We start from the raw sequence: 21,429 nt of genomic DNA on the forward strand, positions 1-21,429 counted from the left end.
GATGGAGCAATCGGCCGACTACTGGCGCGGAGCAGGGGAGCGCATCGAGACGTTGTTACAGGCCAATGCCGGTGCAGGCCCGGTGGCCAGGGATCGCGCCGAGCAACTGGTGCGCGAGGTCGTGCAGTTGTACGGCGCCGCACTCGAACGCACCGTCGCACTGGCGGATCCGGCCATGATGGATGCGATGGTTCGCGACGATCTGGTGTCGAGCCTCCTACTGGTGCACGGACTTCACCCGCACGACGTCGAGACCCGCGTACGCACTGCGCTCGACAGCGTGCGTCCGTACCTCGGCTCGCACGGCGGGGACGTCGAACTGATCGAGGTGGCGGACGGCGTGGTGCGGCTACGGCTTCTCGGAAGCTGTAACAGTTGCCCTTCGTCGTCGGTGACCCTCGAAACCGCGGTCCAGGACGCGGTGCAGGCGGCGGCACCCGAGACCACCGGAATCGACGTCGAAACACCGGATTCGCACGAGCTGAAGTCGGGTGTGATCTCGGTCGAGTCCCTGTTCTCGCACGTACACGCCGACGGGGGAGGCGCGCACTGGGTGGAGGTCCCCGAATTTGCCGAAGTCGACGCGGGTGAGGTCGCGGGTTTCCGGGTATCGGATACCGATCTGTTGGTCTGCCGCTCCGGTGACGATCTGTACGCGTATCGCGACCATTGCCCCGTATGTGACCATTCGATGGCGGGGGCTGTGCTCGAACGCATGATGGGCCTTCCTGTCCGAGACGCCGCTGTCCTTACCTGTCCGACGTGCTCTGCCCACTTCAGCGTGTACGGAGCGGGTGCGCGGGTCGGCACCGGCTCCGAGCACCTGGCGCCTCTGCCGGTGCTTATTCGCGACGGTGTGCTCTCGGTCGCGCTTGCCGACGATTCCGTGTTGCCGGTGACCTAGCCGTGGACGAAGCCTGGTCATGAAAACCACTGTGGGAGAGGTGCTCACGCGAATCGCCTCGACGCGCGCCGTTCCGACCGGGCCGCTGTGTGAGATGTGCGCGGCGGGCATAGGTGACGAACACCAACACGTCGTGGACGTACAGGTCCGGAGCCTGATGTGCGTGTGCCGTCCCTGCTATCTGCTCTTTGCGCCGGTCGACGCGGATCTCCGATACAAAGCGGTTCCCGATCGGTATCTCGAATTTCCAGGCTTCGAACTCGCCCCTGGCCGGTGGGAGTCCCTGGAAATTCCCGTCGGCCTGGCATTCTTCTTTCGGAACTCACTCCTCGACAAGTACATAGTCTTCTATCCGGGACCTGCCGGAGCTACCGAATCCGAGTTGCCCATCGACTCGTTCGAGACTGTGCTCGCGGAGAATCCGGGGCTCTCGCAGATGCGGGCCGACGTCGAGGCGTTGATTGTCTCGGTGCCCACGTCAGGACAATCGCCGAGATGCTTCGTTGTTCCCATCGACGCCTGCTACGAGCTGGTGGGCAGGCTGCGCACCGTGTGGCGCGGATTCGACGGTGGCCAGGATGCCGCACGCGCGGTGGACGAGTTCTTCGGGCGCGTCGAGGCGCGAAGCAGATCGGCATGACCGTCCTCGACTTCTCGGTCGACAACGTGGAGGTGGAACCGTATGCGGTTACACCAAATCTGACGGTGAGATTGAGGATGTCGGAGACTACCGGCGCGACCGTCCGAGCAGTCGCTCTACGCGCACAGGTTCGAATCGAACCGCACCGCCGGCCGTACTCCGACGAGGAAGGCGACGCCCTGCGCGATTTGTTCGGTCCGCGGGAGCGTTGGTCGAGTACGCTGCGAACCTTCTTGTGGATGGAGTGTTCCGCGGTCGTTCAGGGATTCACGGAAACAACGGTCGCGGCCTTACCCATGGCGTGTACGTACGACTTCTCGGTGACGGCGTCGAAGTACATGCACGCACTCCGTGACGGAACGATTCCGATCGTGGTTCTACTGAGCGGAACCGTATTCACCGACGGGCAGCGCGGTTTCTCGGTACAGCAGATCCCGTGGGACAGATCTGCTGCCTACGAATTGCCGGTCGACGTGTGGAAACAGCTGATGGCCACGCATTATCCGGCCTCTGGTTGGGTACGCCTCGACCATGAGACGATTGCCGATCTCGTGCGATTCAAGGCAGCGCACGGCTTCACGGACCTCGATTCAGCCGTGCGGCAGTTGCTCACGGCGAGCGAGGTGCCCCGATGACCCGAACTGAGATGGATCACGACGTTCGGGCCGTGGCCGACGCTGTCCTGTACGAGGGATATCTTCTCTATCCTTACCGGGCCGGCTCGGCGAAGAATCAATCCCGTTGGCAGTTCGGGGTTCTCGGACCGCCCGGCGCCGCCGGTGACGGAGTCGGCGAGGAACCGTCGATGTCCGCCCAATGTCTGCTCGGCGAACTCGAGCGGAACGGCGCCGAAGTAACGGCGACGGTGAGATTTTTGCACCACCAGTCGCGGACGGTTGAACGACTCGGCGCCGGCGGCGCGTGGATTCCGGTGGATCGGTTGGTCGTCGACGGGCACGAGGCGATCTCGTGGGACGAAGCCACCGAATCCGAGATCGTCTTGGGTCCGTGGGGTCTGGACGAACTCGAGGCCGGCGTCGAAGAATCCTTCTGTGCGGCGGGAGTTGTCGACGGAGAGACTCTGGCGGATTCTCGGGGCCGGGTAGTCGGACGGGTCGTTCGGACACGGCTTCCGGTGACTGGCCGCTTGGAATTGAACGCCTCCGCAGGGGACAGACGCAGGGTGATCTACGTGAGCATCATGAACGACACGAGCGTCGACATGAGGGACAAGGGCACGGCCACGGCGCAGTCGATGCTCGGCACTCACGTCATTTTGACCTGCGCAGGCTCGAAGTTCGTGTCGTTGTTCGACGAACCAGATCACTCGGAGCCGCTGCGCCAAAATCGCTGTTATCCAGTGCTTGCGGGGACCGAGGATCCGACTCACCCCGGTACATCGACCACCGTTCTGGTGTCACCGATCATCTTGTACGACTTTCCCGAGATTGCGCCGCAGAGCGAAGGATCCCTGTTCGACTCGACGGAGATCGACGAAATTCTCACGCTGAGAATTCTGGCCATGACCGAAGAGGAAAAGGCGCGGGCGCGGGCGACCGACTCGAAAGCTGCCGACATCATCGACCGATGTGAAAGCTTGACGGCCGACGATCTAGCCGGCCTGCACGGCGTGCTGCGAGATTCGAATGCCGGTTCTGATCTGATACCCGAGGTGCCTGACGGCGTGGACTGGTGGACGCCGGAAGCCGACACCAGTGTTCAACCACGCACCGACGCAGTTTTGATCAACGGCGTCCGCGTCTGCGGTGGAAGTACGGTTCGGCTTCACCCCTCACGTCGCGCTGATGCTCAGGACCTGTTCTTCGACGGCCGGATCGCCCACGTCGCCACCATTCATGAAGACGTGGACGGCGACATTCATGTTGGGGTGACGCTCTTGGACGACCCGGCCGCCGATCTGCATAACTGGTACGGCCGCTACCTGTACTTCGCGCCGGACGAGATAGAGCCGGTGCCGCGAGACGGCGCGAGTTGACGTACTTCACGCTGTCGGACTTCACAGCTATCGGACTTCACAGCTTTCGGACTTCACTGCTATCGAGAGGAGAACCCGCCATGAGGAGCATGGGATTGCTGTCGACGGCACTTCTCGGCGCCACCGCGATCGCAGCCGCGATCGTTCTGGTGGTGTCGATGCCGGACATCCAGCGCTATCTGCGAATGCGAAAGATGTAAAGCACTGTGCGCGTGCTGATTGCAGGCGTCGGAAACATATTTCTCGAAGACGACGGATTCGGCCCCGAAGTTGTTCGAGCGTTGCAGCATGAGAATCTCCCGACGGGGGTTCGCCTGGTCGACTACGGGATTCGTGGTGTGCATCTCGCATACGACTTGTTGGAGTCGTGGGACGCGCTGGTGCTGATCGACGCATTACCGGTGACCGGAGTTCCGGGGAAGCTTGCGATCATCGAAGTGGATCCCGAAAGTGAAGGCTCGCAAGGAGGTTTCGACGCACACTCGATGCATCCGAGTTCGGTGTTTGCGAGCCTGCAGGCCCTCGGCGGAGCACTCCCGCGGACGTTCGTGGTGGGGGCACACGCGAAATCGGTCGGCGACGGAATCGGATTGAGTGCAGAGATGCGTGATTCGGTAGGGCAAGCCGCCTCTGCGGTGATGGCACTCGTCCGGTCGATCGACGTGGATTGTGATGCCACCACTTTGGGGCCGGAGGTGTGAGTCATGTGTCTGGGGATTCCGGGACGGGTACGCGAACTACTGGACGGATACGGCGGTCAACTCGCCCTCGTCGACGTGGAAGGTGCACCGCGCAAGGTCAACATCGGAATGCTCGGCGAAGGCACCGTCACGGCAGGTGACTGGGTGGTGATCCACATGGGCTTTGCAGTCGAGAAGGTCGACGAACGGGGAGCACAGCGCGCCCGGGCCGGCCTCGAACTGATGGGCCGTGGTCAAGACGGTGAGATCGACGAGTCCGATACTCGTACCGGCGAGGTCGGGACATGATGATCGCCAGCCGTGTCATCGTTCGTGGCGTAGTCCAGGGGGTGGGATTCCGGCCGTTCGTTCACGCGACTGCGACCGAACTGGGACTGTCGGGTTCGGTGGGAAATTCTGCTCTCGGGGTCGTGATCGACATCGAAGGCGACGGAGAGTCAATCGATGCGTTTGTCGCTCGGGTGCGAAACCGCCCCCCACCGCTGGCACGAGTGGAGTCGATAGAGCGCGAGGACTCGCCGCCGCTAGGTCGTCAGGGGTTTTGCATCATCGAGACGGATGCGGGGGCGGTCGGGCGAACCTTGGCGCCGGCCGACGTCGGGATCTGCGACGACTGCCTGCGGGAGCTGACTGATCCGAGCGATCGGCGATTTCGTCATCCCTTTATCACCTGCACCAATTGTGGTCCACGATTCACGATCATCGAGTCGATGCCCTACGACCGGGCCGCTACGACGATGAAGCGGTTCCCGTTGTGCGCGAACTGTGCGGCAGAGTACGTGGATCCCTCCGACCGCCGGTTTCATGCGCAACCGATTGCCTGCCCGGAGTGCGGTCCAACGCTTTCGTTCGTGGAAGGAGACGCGCCCGCGGTGACCGGCGAGGGTGCACTGCTACGAGCCCGATCGCTGCTACGAGGCGGGAAGATTCTTGCTGTCAAGGGAATTGGAGGATTCCACTTGGCCTGCGATGCGCGTGATGATCGCGTGGTTCACGATTTGCGTGAACGCAAGCATCGACCGAGCAAGCCGTTGGCGGTGATGGTGCGCGATGTGAGAGAAGCCAGAGCGCTGGGTGTGGTCGGGGATGCCGAGGCCGATGCCATGTCCTCGCGCGAGCGTCCCATAGTGCTGGTTGCCAAAGCGTCTGGATACACGCTGTCTCCCTCGATTGCCCCAGGCATTCCGGACATCGGAATCATGCTGGCCTACAACCCGATTCAGCATCTTCTTCTCGGGTTGGCGGGAGACGCTGCGGGCCCCGCGGCGTTGGTGATGACGTCGGCGAACATCGGTGGCGAGCCAATTCTGTACTCCGACGACGATCTCGAACGGGTGGGTGACCTGGCCGACGGGGTGTTGACCCACAACCGTCCGATCTTGATGCCGTGTGACGACTCGGTGATGCGAATAGTCGGCAACGGACGACAGTTGCTTCGTCGCTCGCGCGGATATGCACCGCTGCCCGTTGCGGCGCCGTTCGATCTACCGCCCACCTTGGCGGTCGGGGCCGATCTGAAGAACACCTTCTGTCTTGCCGAGGGTGCGTATGTCTGGCCGAGTCAGCACATCGGAGACATGGGCGACCTCGCTGTCATCGACAGTTTTGCTGCCTCGGAGAGTCACTTCGAGTCGATCACCGGAGTAGCGCCGCACCAGATTGCCTGTGACGAGCATCCTCGGTATCGCTCGTCCTCGTGGGCTCGCAGTCGTAGTGGCGACCGACCGGTGCGCGTCGTCGGGCATCACCACGCACATGTGGCTTCCGTGATGGGGGAGAACGGCCGGGACGGGAGCGAACCGGTTCTCGGAATAGCGTTCGACGGCACCGGCTACGGGGCGGACGGCGCAGTGTGGGGAGGGGAATTGCTGCTGGCGACGTACAAGGGTTATCGCCGTCTCGCGCATCTGGGATACGTACCGCTGCCCGGGGGCGATGCCGGAGTGGAACGACCGTACCGAATGGCGCTCGCCCACCTCTGGCATGCCGGGTTGGACTGGGAAACCGACCTCGCGCCGGTGGCAGCCTGTCCGCCACGAGAGCAGTCGGTCCTACTTCACCAGTTGGAAACCGGTTTCGGGTGTGTGGACACCTCCAGCATGGGGCGGTTGTTCGACGCAGTCTCCTCGCTGACCGGGGTTCGTCAGAGCGTCGACTACGAAGCGCAGGCCGCCATCGAACTGGAGGGCATTTCGAGGGGAGTCGACTGCGCCCCGTCGCGGTACACCTTCGACTGGGTGCAGTCGGACGACGATTCCTGGACAGCTGATCCGCGGTCGGTCATTCGGGCCGTTGTCCGTGATCTCCGAGCGAAGGTGCCCGCCGACGTGATCGGCGCGCGCTTCCACGAATCCGTCGCGCACCTCGTACTCGAGTGGGCAATCCGTGGCCGGGAACTGGCGGGAGTGGACGAGGTAGTTCTCACCGGAGGTGTGTTTCAGAACCCTCTCCTGCTCGTCCGGGCGTGTGCCCTGCTCGGAGAAGCCGGATTCACGCCGTTGACAGGACTGCAGTTACCACCGAACGACGGTGGTCTCGCCTACGGCCAAGTGCTGGTCGGGAGTTCGTCATGAGGTCAGGAGTTGTGCCATGTGCCTAGCCGTACCAGGACGTATCGAGTCCTTGGAGGAACGCGACGGAACGACGATGTCGGTGGTGAACTTCGGTGGCGTCCGAAAAGAAGTGTGCCTCGAATACATTCCGGGCGCCCGAGTCGGCGAGTACGTCGTGGTGCACGTCGGATTCGCGATCCAACGACTCGACGAGGAATCCGCACGCAGCACGCTGGCGGAATTCGAACACCTCGGCGTACTCGAAGAGGAATTCGGTGACGGGTTCGCCAGGGCTGCCCGGGCCGCCGGGATCGAACCGAAGGAGACGGAATCATGAAGTATCTGGACGAGTTCTCCGATCCGGAACTGGCCGGCAAACTGCTGGATCAGATCCGCGCGCTGGCCACGCGCCGATGGGCGATCATGGAAGTGTGTGGTGGTCAGACACATTCGATCATCAGGCACGGCATCGATCAACTACTCCCAGAGCAGATCGAGATGATTCACGGACCTGGTTGCCCGGTCTGCGTCACGCCGCTCGAGATCATCGACAAAGCTCTCGAAATCGCGGCAAAGCCCGATGTCATTTTCTGTTCATTCGGGGACATGTTGCGAGTTCCGGGGAGTTCGTCGGATCTGTTCCGGATCAAGAGCGCCGGCGGCGACGTTCGCGTGGTGTACTCACCGTTGGATGCACTGACTATTGCCAAGGAGAATCCGGACCGGCAAGTGGTGTTCTTCGGGATCGGATTCGAGACCACAGCGCCAGCCAACGCCATGACCGTCTATCAGGCCAATCGCCTGGGTATCAAGAACTTCTCGCTGCTCGTCTCGCACGTTCTGGTCCCGCCGGCAATGGCCGCGATAATGGACTCGCCAGAGTGCCGCGTGCAGGCATTTCTGGCGGCCGGGCATGTGTGCAGTGTGATGGGAACGTCGGAGTACCCGGCCCTCGCGGAGAAGTACAAGGTCCCGATCGTCGTCACCGGATTCGAGCCGCTGGATCTCCTGGAGGGCATCAGAAAGACTGTGCTGCAGTTGGAATCGGGTCGACACGAGGTCGAAAATGCCTACGCCCGTGCTGTCACGGCGGAGGGCAACACCGCAGCGAAAGCGATGCTCGAGGATGTGTTCGCGGTGTCGGACCGGACGTGGCGCGGCATCGGATCGATCCCGGACAGTGGTTGGCAGCTGGCGCCGAAGTATGCGTATTTTGATGCGGAAGAACGTTTTTCGGTGACCGATATCCACACCGACGAGTCGAGTGTCTGCCGGTCCGGTGAAGTATTGCAAGGCTTGATCAAGCCACACGAGTGCAGTGCCTTCGGGAAGGAATGCACTCCGCGGAATCCACTCGGTGCCACGATGGTGTCGTCCGAGGGGGCGTGCGCTGCGTACTACCTGTACCGACGCCTGGAACTGCAGGAGGCGGGTCATGCCGGCTGAGGAGACCGCTGTCGTGGACCTGTCGGCATGGGTGTGCCCACTGCCGCTGCGTGATTCGCCGAACATCGTCATGGGACACGGCGGTGGGGGAGCGATGTCCGCCGAGCTCATCGAGCACCTGTTCCTGCCCTCGTTCGGAAGCGCTGCCGATGCCGAGCTCGGCGACTCGGCTGTATTCGACATCGGCGGGGTGCGGCTCGCCTTCTCAACGGACTCGTACGTCGTGAAACCCATGGTGTTTCCCGGCGGAACGATCGGCGATCTTGCGGTCAACGGAACGGTGAACGACCTGGCGATGGCGGGAGCACAACCTTTGGTGATGTCGACGGCATTCATCCTCGAAGAAGGGACCGCGTTGACCGACATCGCGGGGATCGCGAAGGCGCTCGGGCGGGCTGCGCACGTTGCCGGCGTTCGACTGGTGACGGGTGACACCAAAGTTGTCGATGCCGGTCACGGCGACGGAGTCTTCATCAACACCGCGGGAATCGGGATTGTCGCCGACGGGGTGGACATCAACCCCACTCGCGCACAAGTGGGTGACGTCGTGATCGTCAGCGGCGACATCGGTGTTCACGGGGTGGCCGTGATGAGTTGTCGCGAAGGTCTCGAATTCGGGACCGAGGTGCGCAGTGATTGCGCGTCGCTCAACGGCGTGGTCGCCGACATGATTGCCACCGGCGTCGACATCCATGTCTTGCGCGACCCTACCCGGGGCGGAGTTGCCGCCACCCTCAACGAGATCGCTCAAGCGTCGAACATCGGTGTTGCGCTGGTGGAACGAGATCTGCCGATTCCCGCTGACGTGCGCGACGCCTGTGGGCTACTCGGTTTGGATCCTTTGTACGTCGCCAACGAGGGTAAGTTGATCGCCTTCGTTCCGCGAGAAGACTCCGACCGAATTCTGGAAGCGATGCGCGGTAATCCGCTGAGTGCGGGAGCTGCCGTGATCGGGGAGTGCGTGGCCGAACATCGCGGAATGGTGGTGGCGCGTACGGCATTGGGAGGCAATCGGGTAGTGGATTTGCCGGCAGGTGAACAACTTCCGCGGATCTGCTGATGACTGCCGTCGGTATGAACGGGCCGGCATTGTTTGCCCGCTACGCGTATCCGCCGAACGAGTTGGGTTACTGCGGACCCGACGATCCTTCAGTGCTGCTTCGTCTGGCCAGCGGCAACTCGGGCAGCGGCGACCGTGATCGCGCTCGTCAATTCGACGGTGCGTGGCCGTACCTCGAGGCATTGGCCGCAAGTGCGGGCATCGACGATCCTCTCGATCCACGAGTGATCGAAGCCTATTGGGTAGGAGGTGATCTCCTCGACTCGCTTGATTCGGGGGCGTTGTTGCAGCACTTGAGAGCAGCATTCGGTGAACGCGAGAACACCGGGTTTCTCCCTGCCCTCGGGGATCGGGACCGCGCGCTCGCGCACCACAGTTTTCACGTATTTCTGGTGTATCCGTGGGTCAAGCTTCTTCGGAAGCGCGGTGCGGTCCCACTGTCCGTCCTCCAGAACTGCCGGATCAGATGGGGAGTGGTCGAGGACGTGAGTGAGGAGCACGCGTTGGTGGTTTCGTCCCCGCTCGAGTTCGACGGTGAGCAACTCGTACGCGGCACGCCGGTGACGCAGCGAGTGCGATGGAGCGTTGACGGCCGCTCACTCGCACCGACGCCCGTCCAGGGCGCCTTGGTGACGATGCACTGGGATTGGCTGTGTGACAACATCACGTCAGAGCAATCACGGGCATTGGATGCCGCGGAAGACTCGGCATTGCGGATCGCGACCCGGATGCTGTCGACGTGACAGGCCCTGTCAGAGCAGGGACCACGGTCTGGAGGATACGCAGGTGTCAGGGCACGAAAAAGGTTCCGAGGCCCGGTGTTCCGATCGCCTGGGGATCGACGTATGCGACGACCTGACCCGAGCCCGGACGAATGGTGACGGGTTGTGCATCCAGTGTCGGAAATGATGCGGATCCGTACGCTCCGGTGCCGAGACTGAGCCAGTGGACGACCGCGGAGTGGGGGTTTCCGTCTCCGGGTGCGCGTTGCACGTGCAGCACGGCGACGCCCGGTTCTTCGCCGACGATCGCTGCAAGGTGGGGAGTGGGCAAGTCGACGAGCGGGACGTAAGGGTCGACCTGGAACGGAACCGTGCTCGGCGCCGCTGCCGCGGTACCCGGCATCATCACGCCGGAGATCGCAAGGGCCGCAAAGACCGCGGCACCGGTACGTGCAAAAGCGTTGAGTGCAGTCATACGATTCGACGCTAGTCGCTTGTCCGGCGATTCGGTGCCGTTTCGCGTTTCAATCGGTGGCAGGGTGACGTCGACGCCACCGCCCAGTGGTACGAGAAGGTGTCGGACCGACGTCCGATGGCTTTCGAGGGGGATCTAGCTACTTCCGTCTTCTATCGAGTGAGCGAGGGTGGAGACGGTGCGCTTTCGGTGGGTTGTTGCCGGTTGCACTGTGTCGGGCCAGTCAGCAGTTTCTTCCAGCGCCCAGTCGGCCCATTCTGCGATGTGGTTGAAGTGGCCGATCATGAACCGGTTGGCCAGTGCCATCAGATGATTCTGCTGGGGGAGTGTGCCGGCTTCGGGGGCCGAAATCCGTTGTGCGTGTGAGACGAACAGACTTCGGGACCGAGTTGCCTGTTCGCGCATGGTGGTCAGGTTGGTCCGCAGGTCGGCGATCGTGCCTTGGTTGGCGAAGATCACGCGGATCATGCCTTCGAACTGCAAGGCGGGGGGTGTGGCCTGGGTGGCGAGCCAGTCACTCAGCGCTGTGCGACCTTCGTCGGTGATGGAGTAGACCGTGCGCGAGCGCTGAGTGCCTTTCGTTACCGTGCTCGCCGTGACCAGACCGCGTTCAAGCAGTATTTTGGGGGCGTTGTATCGCTGTCGGTCGGCGCTGGGCCACAACTCGGCGACCCCGCGTCCGACCTGTTCGGCGATCTCGTATGCCGACCAGTCCTTGACCGTCAGCAGTCCCAGGATCATGTACGAGGTAGGTGTGAGATCACGCTGAGCCACATGGCTCCCTTCGTTCCGCGGTTACATCCGAGCCTACAAGTGCTACTTCCCTTCACCGTTTGCATCCTCGGTGTCGGCGATGTCGTCGGATGTGTCCTGAGCGGGCTTGCCGTAGATGAAGGGGACGAGCGCTGCAGCGACGGCAGAGGCCGGGGCGAAACCATCGGCCGTGGGTGCCAGATTTCCCCACACCACCAAGGTCACGTCGTTGACCGGGTCGTACCCCATGAACGAGTTGTAGCCGGGCAGTTCGCCGATGTGGCCGTACATCGGACCCATTTGAGCGATACCGTATCCGTATCCTGCGGATCCTTCGCCATCTGTGGGTTGCACACTGTTCAAACGCAACTCTTGTGTGGCGGGACTCAGGAGCGAACCGGTTCCCAGAGCTTTGACCCATGTCGCCATGTCGTTTGCAGTCGAAATTCCCTGACCTGCAGACCATGTCCACGAGGGATTGTGCCTAGTGGTGTTGGTCGGTTTTTCGGTGCCTGCGGCGATCGCGTCGAGGCGAGATTGTGGGAGAGCCTCTTTGCCTTCGCCGAGCGTTTCGACGTTGCCACTGTAGGTGTAGCCGTCTGCAAACGGAGTCGGGATGCTGGTGTCGGTGTTCGCAGGAAACGACGTCCCTGCGAGTGCGAGTGGCCCGAAGAATCGGTCCGCGAAGATCTGCTGAATCGGCTTGCCGTCCAACTGCTCGGCGATCAAGCCGAGGAGAACGGTATTGGTGTTGGAGTAGTGATAACCGGTGTCGGGCGCGAAATACGGCGGCTGGCTCAGCCCCATTGCCAGCAGTTCCTCGGGTGTCCACACTCGCTCCGGTTGCTCGTCGAGCGCCCGGTTGAGTTCGAGGGTTTCGGTGTAGTTGTACAGGCCGCTACGCATGTCGAGTAGGTCGCCGATGGTGATGTTGTCGCCGTTGGGGACATCGGGGCGGAACTTGCTGACCGGATCGATTACCGCAACCTTGCCTTCGTCGACCAACTGCAGGATGGCCGTACCGGTCCAGGTCTTGGTGTTCGAGCCCACGCGAACCTTGGTGTCCAGAGTGGGAGGCTCGTTCACGCCTTCCCTGACCGAACCCCATGTGTTGACGTACTTCTGCGTCGGCGTCGTGATCATGACCACCATTGCGATCTCACGGAACTCTTCTGCCTTCTCGGAGACGACGGAATCCATTGCGGCGCTGTCGAAAGACAAGACGGCGCCGTCCGCAGACCCGGCGGAGGTCGGCGGGGACGACGAGGGGGACTCGGAATCGGTTGCGGACGAACAGGCTGAGAGCAGCAATGCCGTAGCGATGCAGGCCACAGCCACTTTGCGGGTCTTGACGTTGTGAAAGGACGTCGACTTCCCAAAAGGGTTCATAGAGGGACTTTAAGCGATACTGCACTCTGCATGCTGCACTTTGCAGTAAATTACGACAAATCAGTCATGCATCCTCAGGAGCGTCCATGCCGCACACCACATCAGTTCGCGCCGTCGCTGCGTTGATCAGCATCGGAGTAGTCCTCACCGCATGTTCGGCGAAGCCGTCGAATTCCGATTCCGCATCGGCTCCGGCGCAACAGGTTCCCGAGGAGGCAGCCCGCATCATGGCCACCGATTCGTACGCTATGGCTCGGTGGTCCTATCTCTTGGTCGACCCCGCCACCGACGAGGTGGTTTACAGCAACAATGCTGATAGCTCGATGTTTTTGGCTTCCCAGACCAAACATTTCACCGTCGGCACCGCCTACGACACCCTTGGTGTAGACCACACTGTCACCACCCCCGTTTATGCCACTTCTCTCCCCGTCGAGGGCACCCTTACCGGTGATCTGGTGCTGGTCGGCTCCGGTGACCTCGCGCTCGGTGGGCGCAACGCCGCACAAGGCCGATTCGATTTCGCCACCGACGGCATCGACCACGTCTACGCCGATGCCCTGCCAGGAGCCGTTCTCGCGCCCGGTGATCCACTGGCAGGCCTGAACGATCTCGCACGACAAGTAGCCGACGCCGGCATCACTCGGGTAAACGGCGACGTTCTGGTGGACCCTCGTCTGTGGGACACATACTCGACAGTCGAAGGCCTGGTCCCGTCGATTTTCGTCAACGACAACCTCGTCGATATCCAGGCGAGTCCGGGTGCGGTAGGTGAGCCCGCCGCCATCGACATGCTTCCCGGCAACGGCCTGTTCCGCGTCGATGCTCAGGTCACCACGGGTGAGGAAGGTAGCGACTCGACTCTGAAGGTTGCGGCCGATCCGTCCGATCCCACCCGGATCAACGTAACCGGGTCGGTACCGGCTGGAAAGACATCGCTGACTGTCTATCGCATTACCGACGCACCGACGTGGGCGCGTCAGCTGTTCGTAGAAGCACTGCGACGCAATGGAATCGAGGTTGCATCGGTATCTCGCACGAACAGCACGGCTGCCCTGCCTGTCGATCGGACATATTCAGGAAGTCGACAAGTTGCGAGCCTGCAATCGGCACCAATTTCGGAGTCGGGAGGGATGATTCTCGCGACAAGCTACAACACGGGCGCGAACACTTTCTTGTGTCTGTTGGCAGTAGCGACAGGATCGTCGTCGTGCAGCGACGGTCTGCCCACCGTGCGGGCACTCGCCGAGAAGGCAGGTATTGCAGCATCCGACCTGGTGGTCATGGACGGTCAGGGTGGAGACCCGTCACAATCGACGCCCGCAGCCGTCCTCCAGTGGCTCGACTGGGTGGACCAGCAGCCATGGGCCGATACGTTCTGGGCAGGTCAACCCGTACTCGGTGAGCGAGGTTCGTTGTCGGGCGTGGGAACCGACAGTCCGGCAAAGGGGAAGGTCATCGGTAAGACGGGAACATCCGCCGACGTCGAATCTGACACCGGCAGGTTGATAGTCACTCTTCAAGCGTTGTCGGGTTACATGATCACCCCCGACGATCGCCGACTTCTGTTTGTCGTCGCCGTCAGCGATGCAGTGTTTCCCGACCTGCCTAGGGGCGTGTTCCAAGTCGGGGGAGACGTCGGTGGTGTTGCCGCTGCATTCCAACAAGCACAGACGAATTGACGGGGCGAGACGGAGGTCCGGCGTTCGGGCGCTCATCCCTTTCGAATGAGGCACGAACGATGTAGGCGCACAGAGTGTCAGCATTGGCGCGCAGCGGTATCGACTGCGTCCCGATGAGAAACGAGTTTTGACATGGGTTCCGTTATCGGAGATCTCCTCCCCATAGCTGTCGGTGTCGCCGTGTCTCCGGTAGCCGTCATCGCCACGATCTTGATGTTGCTCTCCAAGCGCGCGGGTAGCACCAGCATCGGGTTCGCGTTGGGTTGGCTGCTCGGAATCTTCATTGCCACAGTTCTTTTTGTCACCCTGTCCAGTGCCCTCAGCACCTCGGACAATGGACCGTCTGCCACGGTATCGTGGATCAAACTCGCTCTCGGTGTCCTCCTGTTGGCGGTCGGGGTCAAGCAGTGGCGAGGGCGCAGCGGCGAACACGAAACACCGAAGTGGATGCAAGCCATCGACGAGATGACCGCGGTCAAGGGGTTGGGCCTAGGATTCGCGCTCGCCGCGATCAACCCGAAGAATCTGCTGATGTGCATCGCGGCGGGAGTGTCGATCGGCTCGGCGTCGCTGGCGACCAGTGGAGTGATCGCCTCTGTCCTTGTCTTCACGATCATCGCCAGTTCAACGGTCGCGATCCCGGTCATCGGATACCTGGTGGCTGCTGATCGTCTGCGCGAGCCGTTGGCCAAGCTCAAGGTCTGGCTCCAAGACAACAACACCACGGTGATGAGCGTGTTGATCTTGGTCGTCGGAGTTGTTCTGATCGGCAAAGGAATCGGCGGAATCTTCTGATAAGCCCTCTTTCACGCGGTGTGAACGCGGACCGCCGAGGTGGGTGTCCTATCAGGCCAAGTTCACCGCGTAGTCGCCATCGGCGTGGCCGATCAGTTGCCAGCCGCCCTCTATCGGGGACAGTCGGACGTCGGAGAGATTCGTGGTCTCGAGCTGTGGCCGGTCGGTGCCGGGGTACCAGGCTTCGACCTGTCCGGTACCGGTCCCGGTAAACCCGTTGCGCGACAACTCCGTCAGTGTGCCGGGCGCTGCTCGCGGATAAGCACGCGAGAGAGGCCCGGCAAATCCCTCTACGAGCCCGAGTGATTCGCCGGAAGGGCAGTCGATGCGATTCAAATTTCCTTGCGGCTGGTGGGTATTGCCGTCCCGAACCGGGTGGGGGTCACCGCACGCTTGTGTCCACGACCACCACGCGCCGCCCATCCGGTACTTGTCGGTGGCGTCGACGAAGCGGTCGACGTCTGCTCCCTGCTCGCCGGCATCCCCGAACCAACCCCATTCACCCGTCCACAACGGGGCGTCGTACCAGGCGGCAGCGCGGTCGGCGATCTTGAACCCGTCTTCGATTCCGGGGAATTCGCTACTGACTGTTATCGATTCGCTGTAGAGATGTGGCGAGAAGACCACCAGAGGATCGGTCAGGTACTGGCGTGGGGGCAGCGCGTCGAAGCCGAATGCCGACCAGATCGCGCTGGGCTCGAAGAACACGAGGTGCGGAAATCCGCCTGATTCGGCCTGTCTGATGGCGTCGGTGGCCCGCTTGTAGAACTGCCCGATCTGATCAGCGGCGGTGAATGGATCGCGCAGGCCGGGATTCGGTTCGTTCAACAGGTCGTATCCGGCCACCGCCGGTTCGTCTTTGAACTCGGCGGCCAACCGCGCCCACGTAGCCACGAGGCGACTCTGGATTCCTTGCTCGTCGTCGTAAAACGCCTGGAAGGCATGGGCGATCGCCGGTGCGGCTTCCCGGAGTCCAGCGATGTTGCAGGTCGTCCATCCGCCGGTCAGGGTTGCCCACTCCGGTGCGCCGTCCCAGCCGACTCCCGGCTCCATGAAAGACGGGCACGACTGGTCGCTCGGGGTGCCGACGTACGGGCCCCATGCGTCCTGATGCATGTCGAGAACGGTGTAGATGCCGTGGTCTTTCGCGTTCTGGACTGCGCCTCGAATCCGGTCGACATACGCAGCGTCGAATGCACCGCGGGTCGGTTCGAGGAGGGACCACGCGACGTTGAGTCGGACAACGTTGAAGCCCAGCGCGGCCATCTGCGCGAAGTCCGTTATTCCCAGCGGCGTAACGGTGGGTAGACCGGTGCCGTTGGTTGCGTAGTCATTGAGACCGTTGGCGTTCACGCCGCGGAGCAACACCGTTCGTCCGTCGACGTCCTTGATCGTTCGATCTGCGACGGTCAGTTGGGGGAGAGTCCAGCCCGGATCCGGAGGTGAAGCGTTTGCCGCCGGGGCTGCAATCTGGATAGCCAGGATTGCAAGGGTGGCAAGCAACAGCGCACGCATCCGTCGACCTTTCTAGACAAACGTCCAATTTGGAGATGAGGGTAGCGTGAGAACGCCTTATTGCGGCGCGATTCGCACATACCCGTCACGTCTTCACTGCCTGGAATGCCCCGGCTCGAGGCTGCTGTACGGGGTGCGAGAATTGTCGACAAGTCGCGACCCGAGGGAGCATTTGTGAAGCTTGCATTGACTGATCTGGTCGAACAACTACCCGGCGACGATGTGGCGATCACGCGAGCGTTCTATGCGTCGCGGCTTGCCGGTGTCGGTCCGAGTTCGCTGCAGGAACTGCTTGTGGCGCGAGCATCCAGGGTGGTTGAGCCCACGGCGACCCGGGCTGTTGAACACACACTCGACATCGAGGGTCGATCCGTTTCAGTGCGCGTAGTCGCGCCGAAAGACGGCGTTGTCAACGGGGTCTATCTGTATCTTCCGGGTGGTGGTTTCTACATGAGTTCAGCGGCCAGTGCTGACGCCCGAAGTACGAGACTTGCCGACGCGGTCGGGGTGGCAGTGGTTGCCGTCGATTACCGGCTTGCGCCGGAATTCCCTTGGCCTGCAGCGCCGGACGATTGTGAGGCAGTCGCTTTGTGGCTACTTGATGTCGCTGCCGAACGGTTCGGGACGACCAGGCTCGCCATCGGTGGCATGTCGGCGGGAGCAACCTTGGTGACGACGACATTGCTGCGCCTTCGTGATCGAGGTCTGGCCAAGTCGTTTTCGGGTGCCGTGCTGGAAGCGGGCACGTACGACGTCAGTGCGCAGACTCCCGCGGGCCGCACCATCAGCGACGAATACTTCATCGAAGCCTATGTCGGGCATGTCGATGATCGCACTCTCCCGGATATTTCTCCGACATTCGGCGACCTCAGCGGCCTGCCGCCCACCCTCGTGGTGGTCGGATCAGAAGACGTGGTTCTGGCTGAGAACCTTGCCATGGTGGCGCGGCTGTCGGCGGCCGGTAACGACGTCGACTTGCGTCTCTATCCTGTTGTCCCGCATGGATTTACAAACCATCCAACGCCTGTTGCCCGGCGTGCTGCGCTAGATATGGGTGCCTGGCTTCGGAATCGACTCGACTCCGACCCCGCGTGACAAGCACGGGCGCGGTTCAGTGTGCCGAGGGTGTAGGAGTGGCAGGAGCGGGCAATTCGGGCACCTGAACAAATGTCCGGTTTTTGGGGCAAAGTCGGGACGAGGAGCGCGCCACCCTTGTAATCTCGCACGTGAGTTTGCGGGGGCGCGGGGTCGTCCAGCACAGCGAGTGAAGAGGACGACGATGACGACTGCTTACACGCGCCGCCGAGGGGCGCATTCTTTCGGAATCGCCCTCACTGCGCTGTTTACCGTGGTGGCGGCCTTGACCGGTCCCGCACTCGCCTCCGCCTCGAGCGGCGACCCGCAATCGGGTTCGAGCCAGTTCGGATCGTCCGGGGAGCAACCGCCGCTGCCGGAGATCCCACCGCCGTCCGCGGCCGAGATCAGGCTCGACGAGGCGCGGAACTTCCGCGACATCGGCGGCTATCGGACTACCGACGGCAGGACCGTCCGGACAGGCCTGGTGTTCCGTTCCAACAAGCTCAGCTCGCTCAATGAGACTGATCTGGCCAAACTCACCGCCGCGAACCTGACCCTCGACGTCGATCTGCGTAACACCTCCGAACGCACGGAGGATCCCGATCGGATCCCCGCCGGGGTCACCTACCAGGTCGCCGACGTCGTCAGCATCGACCATGGCATCGCGTTCCACGAGTTCGTTCCCCTGACCCTCGGTCGCGCGTTGATCGACGGCGCGGTCAACGGAACCTCGAACATCGGCCAGAGCATCGGCTACCCGTTCATGGTCAACTACCGTGGCTCCGACGTCGCCTTCCATGATCTGCTGACGGCGATCGCGAACAACTCCGACGGCGCAACCGTCTACCACTGCAGCGCTGGGAAGGACCGCACCGGTTGGGGTACCGCGATCCTGCTGACCATCCTCGGTGTCCCGCGTGAGGTCATCAGTGCCGACTTCATGGCGTCGAACACGTACCTGGGCCGGGACGACGCGGTGGACCTGTCGTGGCTCGATGCGGCGTATGCACAGGTGGACCGGCTCTACGGCGGTATGGATACTTACGTACGGGAGGGCCTCGGCGTCGACCAGGGCACTGTCGACTCTCTGCGCGCCAAGCTTCTCCTCTAAGCGGAGCTCCACGCCCGGCTTCTTGCCTACTCGGACCCTCTTCTGTCCCAGTGCGACCTGTGGTTGCGGGAGCGCGCGATTGTGTGGCGCCGCTCCTGGGGTGGGCCCGAGGTTTCTTGGCCGTGTGCGATCACCAAGTGGCGCAAGAACTTGGCTCGCAAGAATCACGCCTGGTCATGGACTCGACGCTGGCCAATTGGTCAGCATCGAATCGAGAGCCTCGAGGATTCTTGCCCAGCTTTCGGCGCTGTCCGGTGCACTGTGGCTGAACGATCCACCCAGCTCGAGGCTGGCGTACCCATGAAAAACGCTGCCGAGCAACCGAACTGCGTGGGTCTGATCGAGATCGGTGAGGTTGTACCCGCGCAGAATCGATCGCATCATCTGCGAGTGTCTGAAGCCCGCGCTCGCTGCTGCGTCCTCCGGGGTGAGGCGCATCTGTGACGCGGCGTACCGGCCGGGGTGTGCCTTCGCGTAGTCGCGATAGACGTTCGCGAAGGCGGTCAAAGCGTCGCGGCCGGACCGACCGGCCACGGCGTCGGCAGCCTGGTCGGCCATCTCCTCCAAAGCGAGCAACGCGATTCTGGTTTTGAGGTCGTTCGAACTCTTCACGTGGGAGTACAGGCTTGCGACTTTGACGTCGAACTGCCTGGCGACTGCCGATACGGTCACGTGCTCGAAGCCGACCTCGTCGGCCAATTCCGCGCCCGCCATCGCGAGGCGGTCGGCTGTGAGTCCTGCGCGAGGCATGTCAATCGGTCCTGTTCGTTGGGAGGGTAAACCACTTGCCTAAAGAGTATAGGCAAATTACTATCAGCAGTAGCAAACTTCCGTAAACGATTTCAGGTGAATGAAATGCACAGCCAGAGCAGCTGGATTACTACCGAAATTTCCGAGGACATCGTGCGCGGAGCCCTCGAAATCGAACGGACCGAACGCGGTGTGCTGACGCACCGCCTACCTGCCAAGGCTCGCACGCAATTCGCTGACGGGCAGATGGCAATGGCGCAATCACAACCGTCCGGAGTGCGGCTTGTATTCCGAACCAGCGCCACGAGCATCGAACTCGATACTCTGCCCACGAAAATGATCTACACCGGCGCTCCGCCGAGGCCGCAAGGGGTGTACGACCTGCTCGTCGACGGCGAACTGGCCGGGCAAGCAAGCGCTACGGGCGGCAATACGGTGACGATCGACATGGCTACCGGTACCGCTCAGAGGCAGTCCGGACCTGTCAGTATCATCCGTTTCGCGGAGCTGCCCGCGCGATCCAAGACCGTCGAGATCTGGTTGCCACACAACGAGACCACCGAACTTGTCGCATTGCGAACCGACGCGCCACTCGAACTCGCGGTTGATACGAAGCGCCGCGTGTGGCTCCATCACGGAAGCTCGATCAGTCAAGGATCCGGCGCTGAAAGTCCCTCCGGCACTTGGCCTGCTCTTGCAGCCTCCGTCGGCGGCGTGGATCTGATCAACCTCGGGTTCAGTGGCAGTGCTCTGCTGGACCAGTACACCGCCCGCGCGATGCGCGACACTTCTGCTGACCTGATCAGCATCAAGATGGGCATCAATCTGGTCAACGCAGACGTGATGCGCCTACGGGCCTTCACATCTGCAATGCACGGCTTCCTCGACACGGTTCGCGACGGTCATCCAGTGGCTCCGCTGTTGGTCGTTTCGCCCGTCTATTGCCTGATCCACGAGGACACACCGGGGCCTGGTGCCTTCGACTTCGACGCTCTTGCCAGAGGCGAAATGCGATTCGTTGCCACCGGAGATCCCGCCGAGCGGGCATCCGGGAAGCTGACGCTGCGCTCGATTCGGGAAGAGTTGGCGCGCATCGTAACCCAGCGGTCAGTCGATGATCCTAATCTGCATTACATCGACGGGTGTGATCTCTACGGTGCCGCGGAGAACGAAGAGTTGCCGCTTCCCGATCAGCTCCATCCGGACGCTGCAACGCATCGTCTCATCGGCGAACGCTTTGCCCAACGTGTATTCGCAGACGGCGGTGTATTCGCCGGCGAGGTGTAATCGCGCAATCTGATTCGGCTCACACCACCACTCACATCACGGTGAGCCGAATCAGCGGGTACTTGCGATCGGACTTGCTCTGGTACTTGGCGATTCGGGGCTGGGCGGTGGCCACTTGGTGCCACGCTTGCTCGCGATCGTCGCCTTCGAGTTCGTGAGCTGTGACTGGTACGGCATTTCGGCCGGGCATCTCGATAGACACTCGATCGGGATGCGCCACCACATTCGAGTGCCAGTCCGGGTTTCGACCGCCGCCGCCCGAAGCCACGATCAACAGACCGCCCCTGCCGTCGGACAGGTGCATCAGCGGAGTCTCTCGGGGTTGCCCGCTGCGTCGGCCTACCGTGTGCAGGATGAGGACTTCCATTCCCATGAACGTGCCTTTCCCGCGCCGAATCTTGCGATTCGTGCGGGCGTTCGCGTTCCGCTGCATCCACCGTGACAGTGCGCCGGGACCGCCAGACTTCGGTTCGCTGTGATTCCCGATGGGATCTCTCGGTGTTGGATCCGTCTGTGCCATGGTCGGCTACCTCCAGTTTGTCGGCGTGAGCGTCGTTTCGACAAACCTATGAGGCTT

The 21,429-nt window shown here is 62.2% G+C and carries 22 protein-coding genes; 16 read left to right on the forward strand and 6 right to left on the reverse strand.

Features of this window, described 5'->3' with window-relative positions; all coding sequences use genetic code 11:
- The first annotated feature begins 1 nt into the window (after position 1).
- The 11 genes from RA302_RS12640 (at position 2) to RA302_RS12690 (ending at position 10,042) form a co-directional block, all read left to right on the forward strand.
- The gene (locus tag RA302_RS12640) at positions 2 to 904 is read left to right on the forward strand and encodes a NifU family protein (protein ID WP_019748081.1); all 903 of its coding nucleotides are present in this window, start codon (positions 2 to 4) and stop codon (positions 902 to 904) included.
- Positions 905 to 923: 19 nt separating this feature from the next.
- On the forward strand, positions 924 to 1,544 hold the full coding sequence (locus tag RA302_RS12645; RefSeq protein WP_020907452.1) for a DUF5947 family protein: 621 nt from the start codon (positions 924 to 926) through the stop codon (positions 1,542 to 1,544).
- Complete coding sequence (locus RA302_RS12650; protein WP_020969415.1) at positions 1,541 to 2,179, forward strand: DUF6084 family protein; 639 nt, start codon at positions 1,541 to 1,543, stop codon at positions 2,177 to 2,179. Before RA302_RS12645 ends, RA302_RS12650 begins: the two co-directional genes overlap by 4 nt.
- Complete coding sequence (locus RA302_RS12655) at positions 2,176 to 3,540, forward strand: hypothetical protein (RefSeq protein WP_243617181.1); 1,365 nt, start codon at positions 2,176 to 2,178, stop codon at positions 3,538 to 3,540. Before RA302_RS12650 ends, RA302_RS12655 begins: the two co-directional genes overlap by 4 nt.
- A gap of 206 nt (positions 3,541 to 3,746) precedes the next feature.
- Positions 3,747 to 4,241, forward strand: a complete 495-nt coding sequence (locus RA302_RS12660) for a hydrogenase maturation protease (RefSeq protein WP_060939619.1) — start codon at positions 3,747 to 3,749, stop codon at positions 4,239 to 4,241.
- 3 nt (positions 4,242 to 4,244) lie between these two features.
- Complete coding sequence (locus tag RA302_RS12665; protein ID WP_338480964.1) at positions 4,245 to 4,529, forward strand: HypC/HybG/HupF family hydrogenase formation chaperone; 285 nt, start codon at positions 4,245 to 4,247, stop codon at positions 4,527 to 4,529.
- Positions 4,526 to 6,814: a carbamoyltransferase HypF gene (hypF, locus tag RA302_RS12670; protein ID WP_243617183.1), complete on the forward strand. Its 2,289-nt coding sequence runs from the start codon at positions 4,526 to 4,528 to the stop codon at positions 6,812 to 6,814. Before RA302_RS12665 ends, hypF begins: the two co-directional genes overlap by 4 nt.
- Positions 6,815 to 6,830: 16 nt before the next feature.
- Positions 6,831 to 7,130 carry a HypC/HybG/HupF family hydrogenase formation chaperone gene (locus RA302_RS12675; protein WP_020907459.1) on the forward strand — a complete coding sequence of 100 codons (300 nt, stop codon included), beginning with the start codon at positions 6,831 to 6,833 and terminating at the stop codon, positions 7,128 to 7,130.
- A complete protein-coding gene (hypD, locus tag RA302_RS12680; RefSeq protein ID WP_020969419.1) occupies positions 7,127 to 8,239 on the forward strand; it encodes a hydrogenase formation protein HypD in 1,113 nt (370 codons plus the stop codon). Before RA302_RS12675 ends, hypD begins: the two co-directional genes overlap by 4 nt.
- Entirely contained in the window at positions 8,229 to 9,299 is a 1,071-nt protein-coding gene (hypE, locus tag RA302_RS12685; protein WP_020969420.1) for a hydrogenase expression/formation protein HypE, read from the forward strand. Before hypD ends, hypE begins: the two co-directional genes overlap by 11 nt.
- Positions 9,299 to 10,042: a DUF6390 family protein gene (locus tag RA302_RS12690; protein ID WP_020969421.1), complete on the forward strand. Its 744-nt coding sequence runs from the start codon at positions 9,299 to 9,301 to the stop codon at positions 10,040 to 10,042. Before hypE ends, RA302_RS12690 begins: the two co-directional genes overlap by 1 nt.
- A 46-nt stretch (positions 10,043 to 10,088) precedes the next feature.
- Here RA302_RS12690 and RA302_RS12695 read toward each other — a convergent pair whose 3' ends face one another.
- From RA302_RS12695 to RA302_RS12705, 3 genes are all read right to left on the reverse strand, one after another.
- Positions 10,089 to 10,496, reverse strand: a complete 408-nt coding sequence (locus RA302_RS12695) for a hypothetical protein (RefSeq protein WP_019748092.1) — start codon at positions 10,494 to 10,496, stop codon at positions 10,089 to 10,091.
- A 135-nt stretch (positions 10,497 to 10,631) separates the two neighbouring features.
- Positions 10,632 to 11,270: a PadR family transcriptional regulator gene (locus tag RA302_RS12700; protein WP_046378434.1), complete on the reverse strand. Its 639-nt coding sequence runs from the start codon at positions 11,268 to 11,270 to the stop codon at positions 10,632 to 10,634.
- A gap of 42 nt (positions 11,271 to 11,312) precedes the next feature.
- Complete coding sequence (locus tag RA302_RS12705; protein WP_243617184.1) at positions 11,313 to 12,638, reverse strand: serine hydrolase domain-containing protein; 1,326 nt, start codon at positions 12,636 to 12,638, stop codon at positions 11,313 to 11,315.
- An 86-nt stretch (positions 12,639 to 12,724) separates the two neighbouring features.
- Here RA302_RS12705 and RA302_RS12710 point away from each other — a divergent pair, with 86 nt between their 5' ends.
- Positions 12,725 to 14,317, forward strand: a complete 1,593-nt coding sequence (locus tag RA302_RS12710; RefSeq protein WP_243617185.1) for a D-alanyl-D-alanine carboxypeptidase — start codon at positions 12,725 to 12,727, stop codon at positions 14,315 to 14,317.
- Positions 14,318 to 14,449: 132 nt separating this feature from the next.
- The gene (locus RA302_RS12715) at positions 14,450 to 15,112 is read left to right on the forward strand and encodes a GAP family protein (RefSeq protein ID WP_020969425.1); all 663 of its coding nucleotides are present in this window, start codon (positions 14,450 to 14,452) and stop codon (positions 15,110 to 15,112) included.
- Positions 15,113 to 15,163: 51 nt separating this feature from the next.
- On the opposite strand, the gene RA302_RS12720 is transcribed toward RA302_RS12715, so the two are convergent.
- Positions 15,164 to 16,627 (reverse strand): cellulase family glycosylhydrolase, encoded by a 1,464-nt coding sequence (locus RA302_RS12720; protein ID WP_243617186.1) that lies wholly within the window; start codon positions 16,625 to 16,627, stop codon positions 15,164 to 15,166.
- Positions 16,628 to 16,801: 174 nt separating this feature from the next.
- On the opposite strand from RA302_RS12720, the gene RA302_RS12725 reads away from it, so the two are divergent.
- Together RA302_RS12725 and RA302_RS12730 are read left to right on the forward strand one after the other, a co-directional pair.
- Entirely contained in the window at positions 16,802 to 17,722 is a 921-nt protein-coding gene (locus RA302_RS12725) for an alpha/beta hydrolase (RefSeq protein WP_243617187.1), read from the forward strand.
- Positions 17,723 to 17,906: 184 nt separating this feature from the next.
- Positions 17,907 to 18,815: a tyrosine-protein phosphatase gene (locus RA302_RS12730; protein WP_046378440.1), complete on the forward strand. Its 909-nt coding sequence runs from the start codon at positions 17,907 to 17,909 to the stop codon at positions 18,813 to 18,815.
- Between the two features lie 174 nt (positions 18,816 to 18,989).
- Here RA302_RS12730 and RA302_RS12735 read toward each other — a convergent pair whose 3' ends face one another.
- Positions 18,990 to 19,565: a TetR-like C-terminal domain-containing protein gene (locus tag RA302_RS12735; RefSeq protein WP_243617188.1), complete on the reverse strand. Its 576-nt coding sequence runs from the start codon at positions 19,563 to 19,565 to the stop codon at positions 18,990 to 18,992.
- A 105-nt stretch (positions 19,566 to 19,670) separates the two neighbouring features.
- Between RA302_RS12735 and RA302_RS12740 the strand changes: the two genes are divergently transcribed.
- On the forward strand, positions 19,671 to 20,852 hold the full coding sequence (locus RA302_RS12740) for a GDSL-type esterase/lipase family protein (RefSeq protein WP_084326592.1): 1,182 nt from the start codon (positions 19,671 to 19,673) through the stop codon (positions 20,850 to 20,852).
- Positions 20,853 to 20,883: 31 nt separating this feature from the next.
- Here the strand turns inward: RA302_RS12740 and RA302_RS12745 are convergent, their stop codons facing one another.
- Entirely contained in the window at positions 20,884 to 21,372 is a 489-nt protein-coding gene (locus RA302_RS12745; protein ID WP_020969431.1) for a nitroreductase family deazaflavin-dependent oxidoreductase, read from the reverse strand.
- Positions 21,373 to 21,429: the final 57 nt, after the last annotated feature.

This window comes from Rhodococcus sp. DN22, from assembly GCF_036669995.1.
GTDB classification, from domain to species: domain Bacteria; phylum Actinomycetota; class Actinomycetes; order Mycobacteriales; family Mycobacteriaceae; genus Rhodococcus_F; species Rhodococcus_F erythropolis.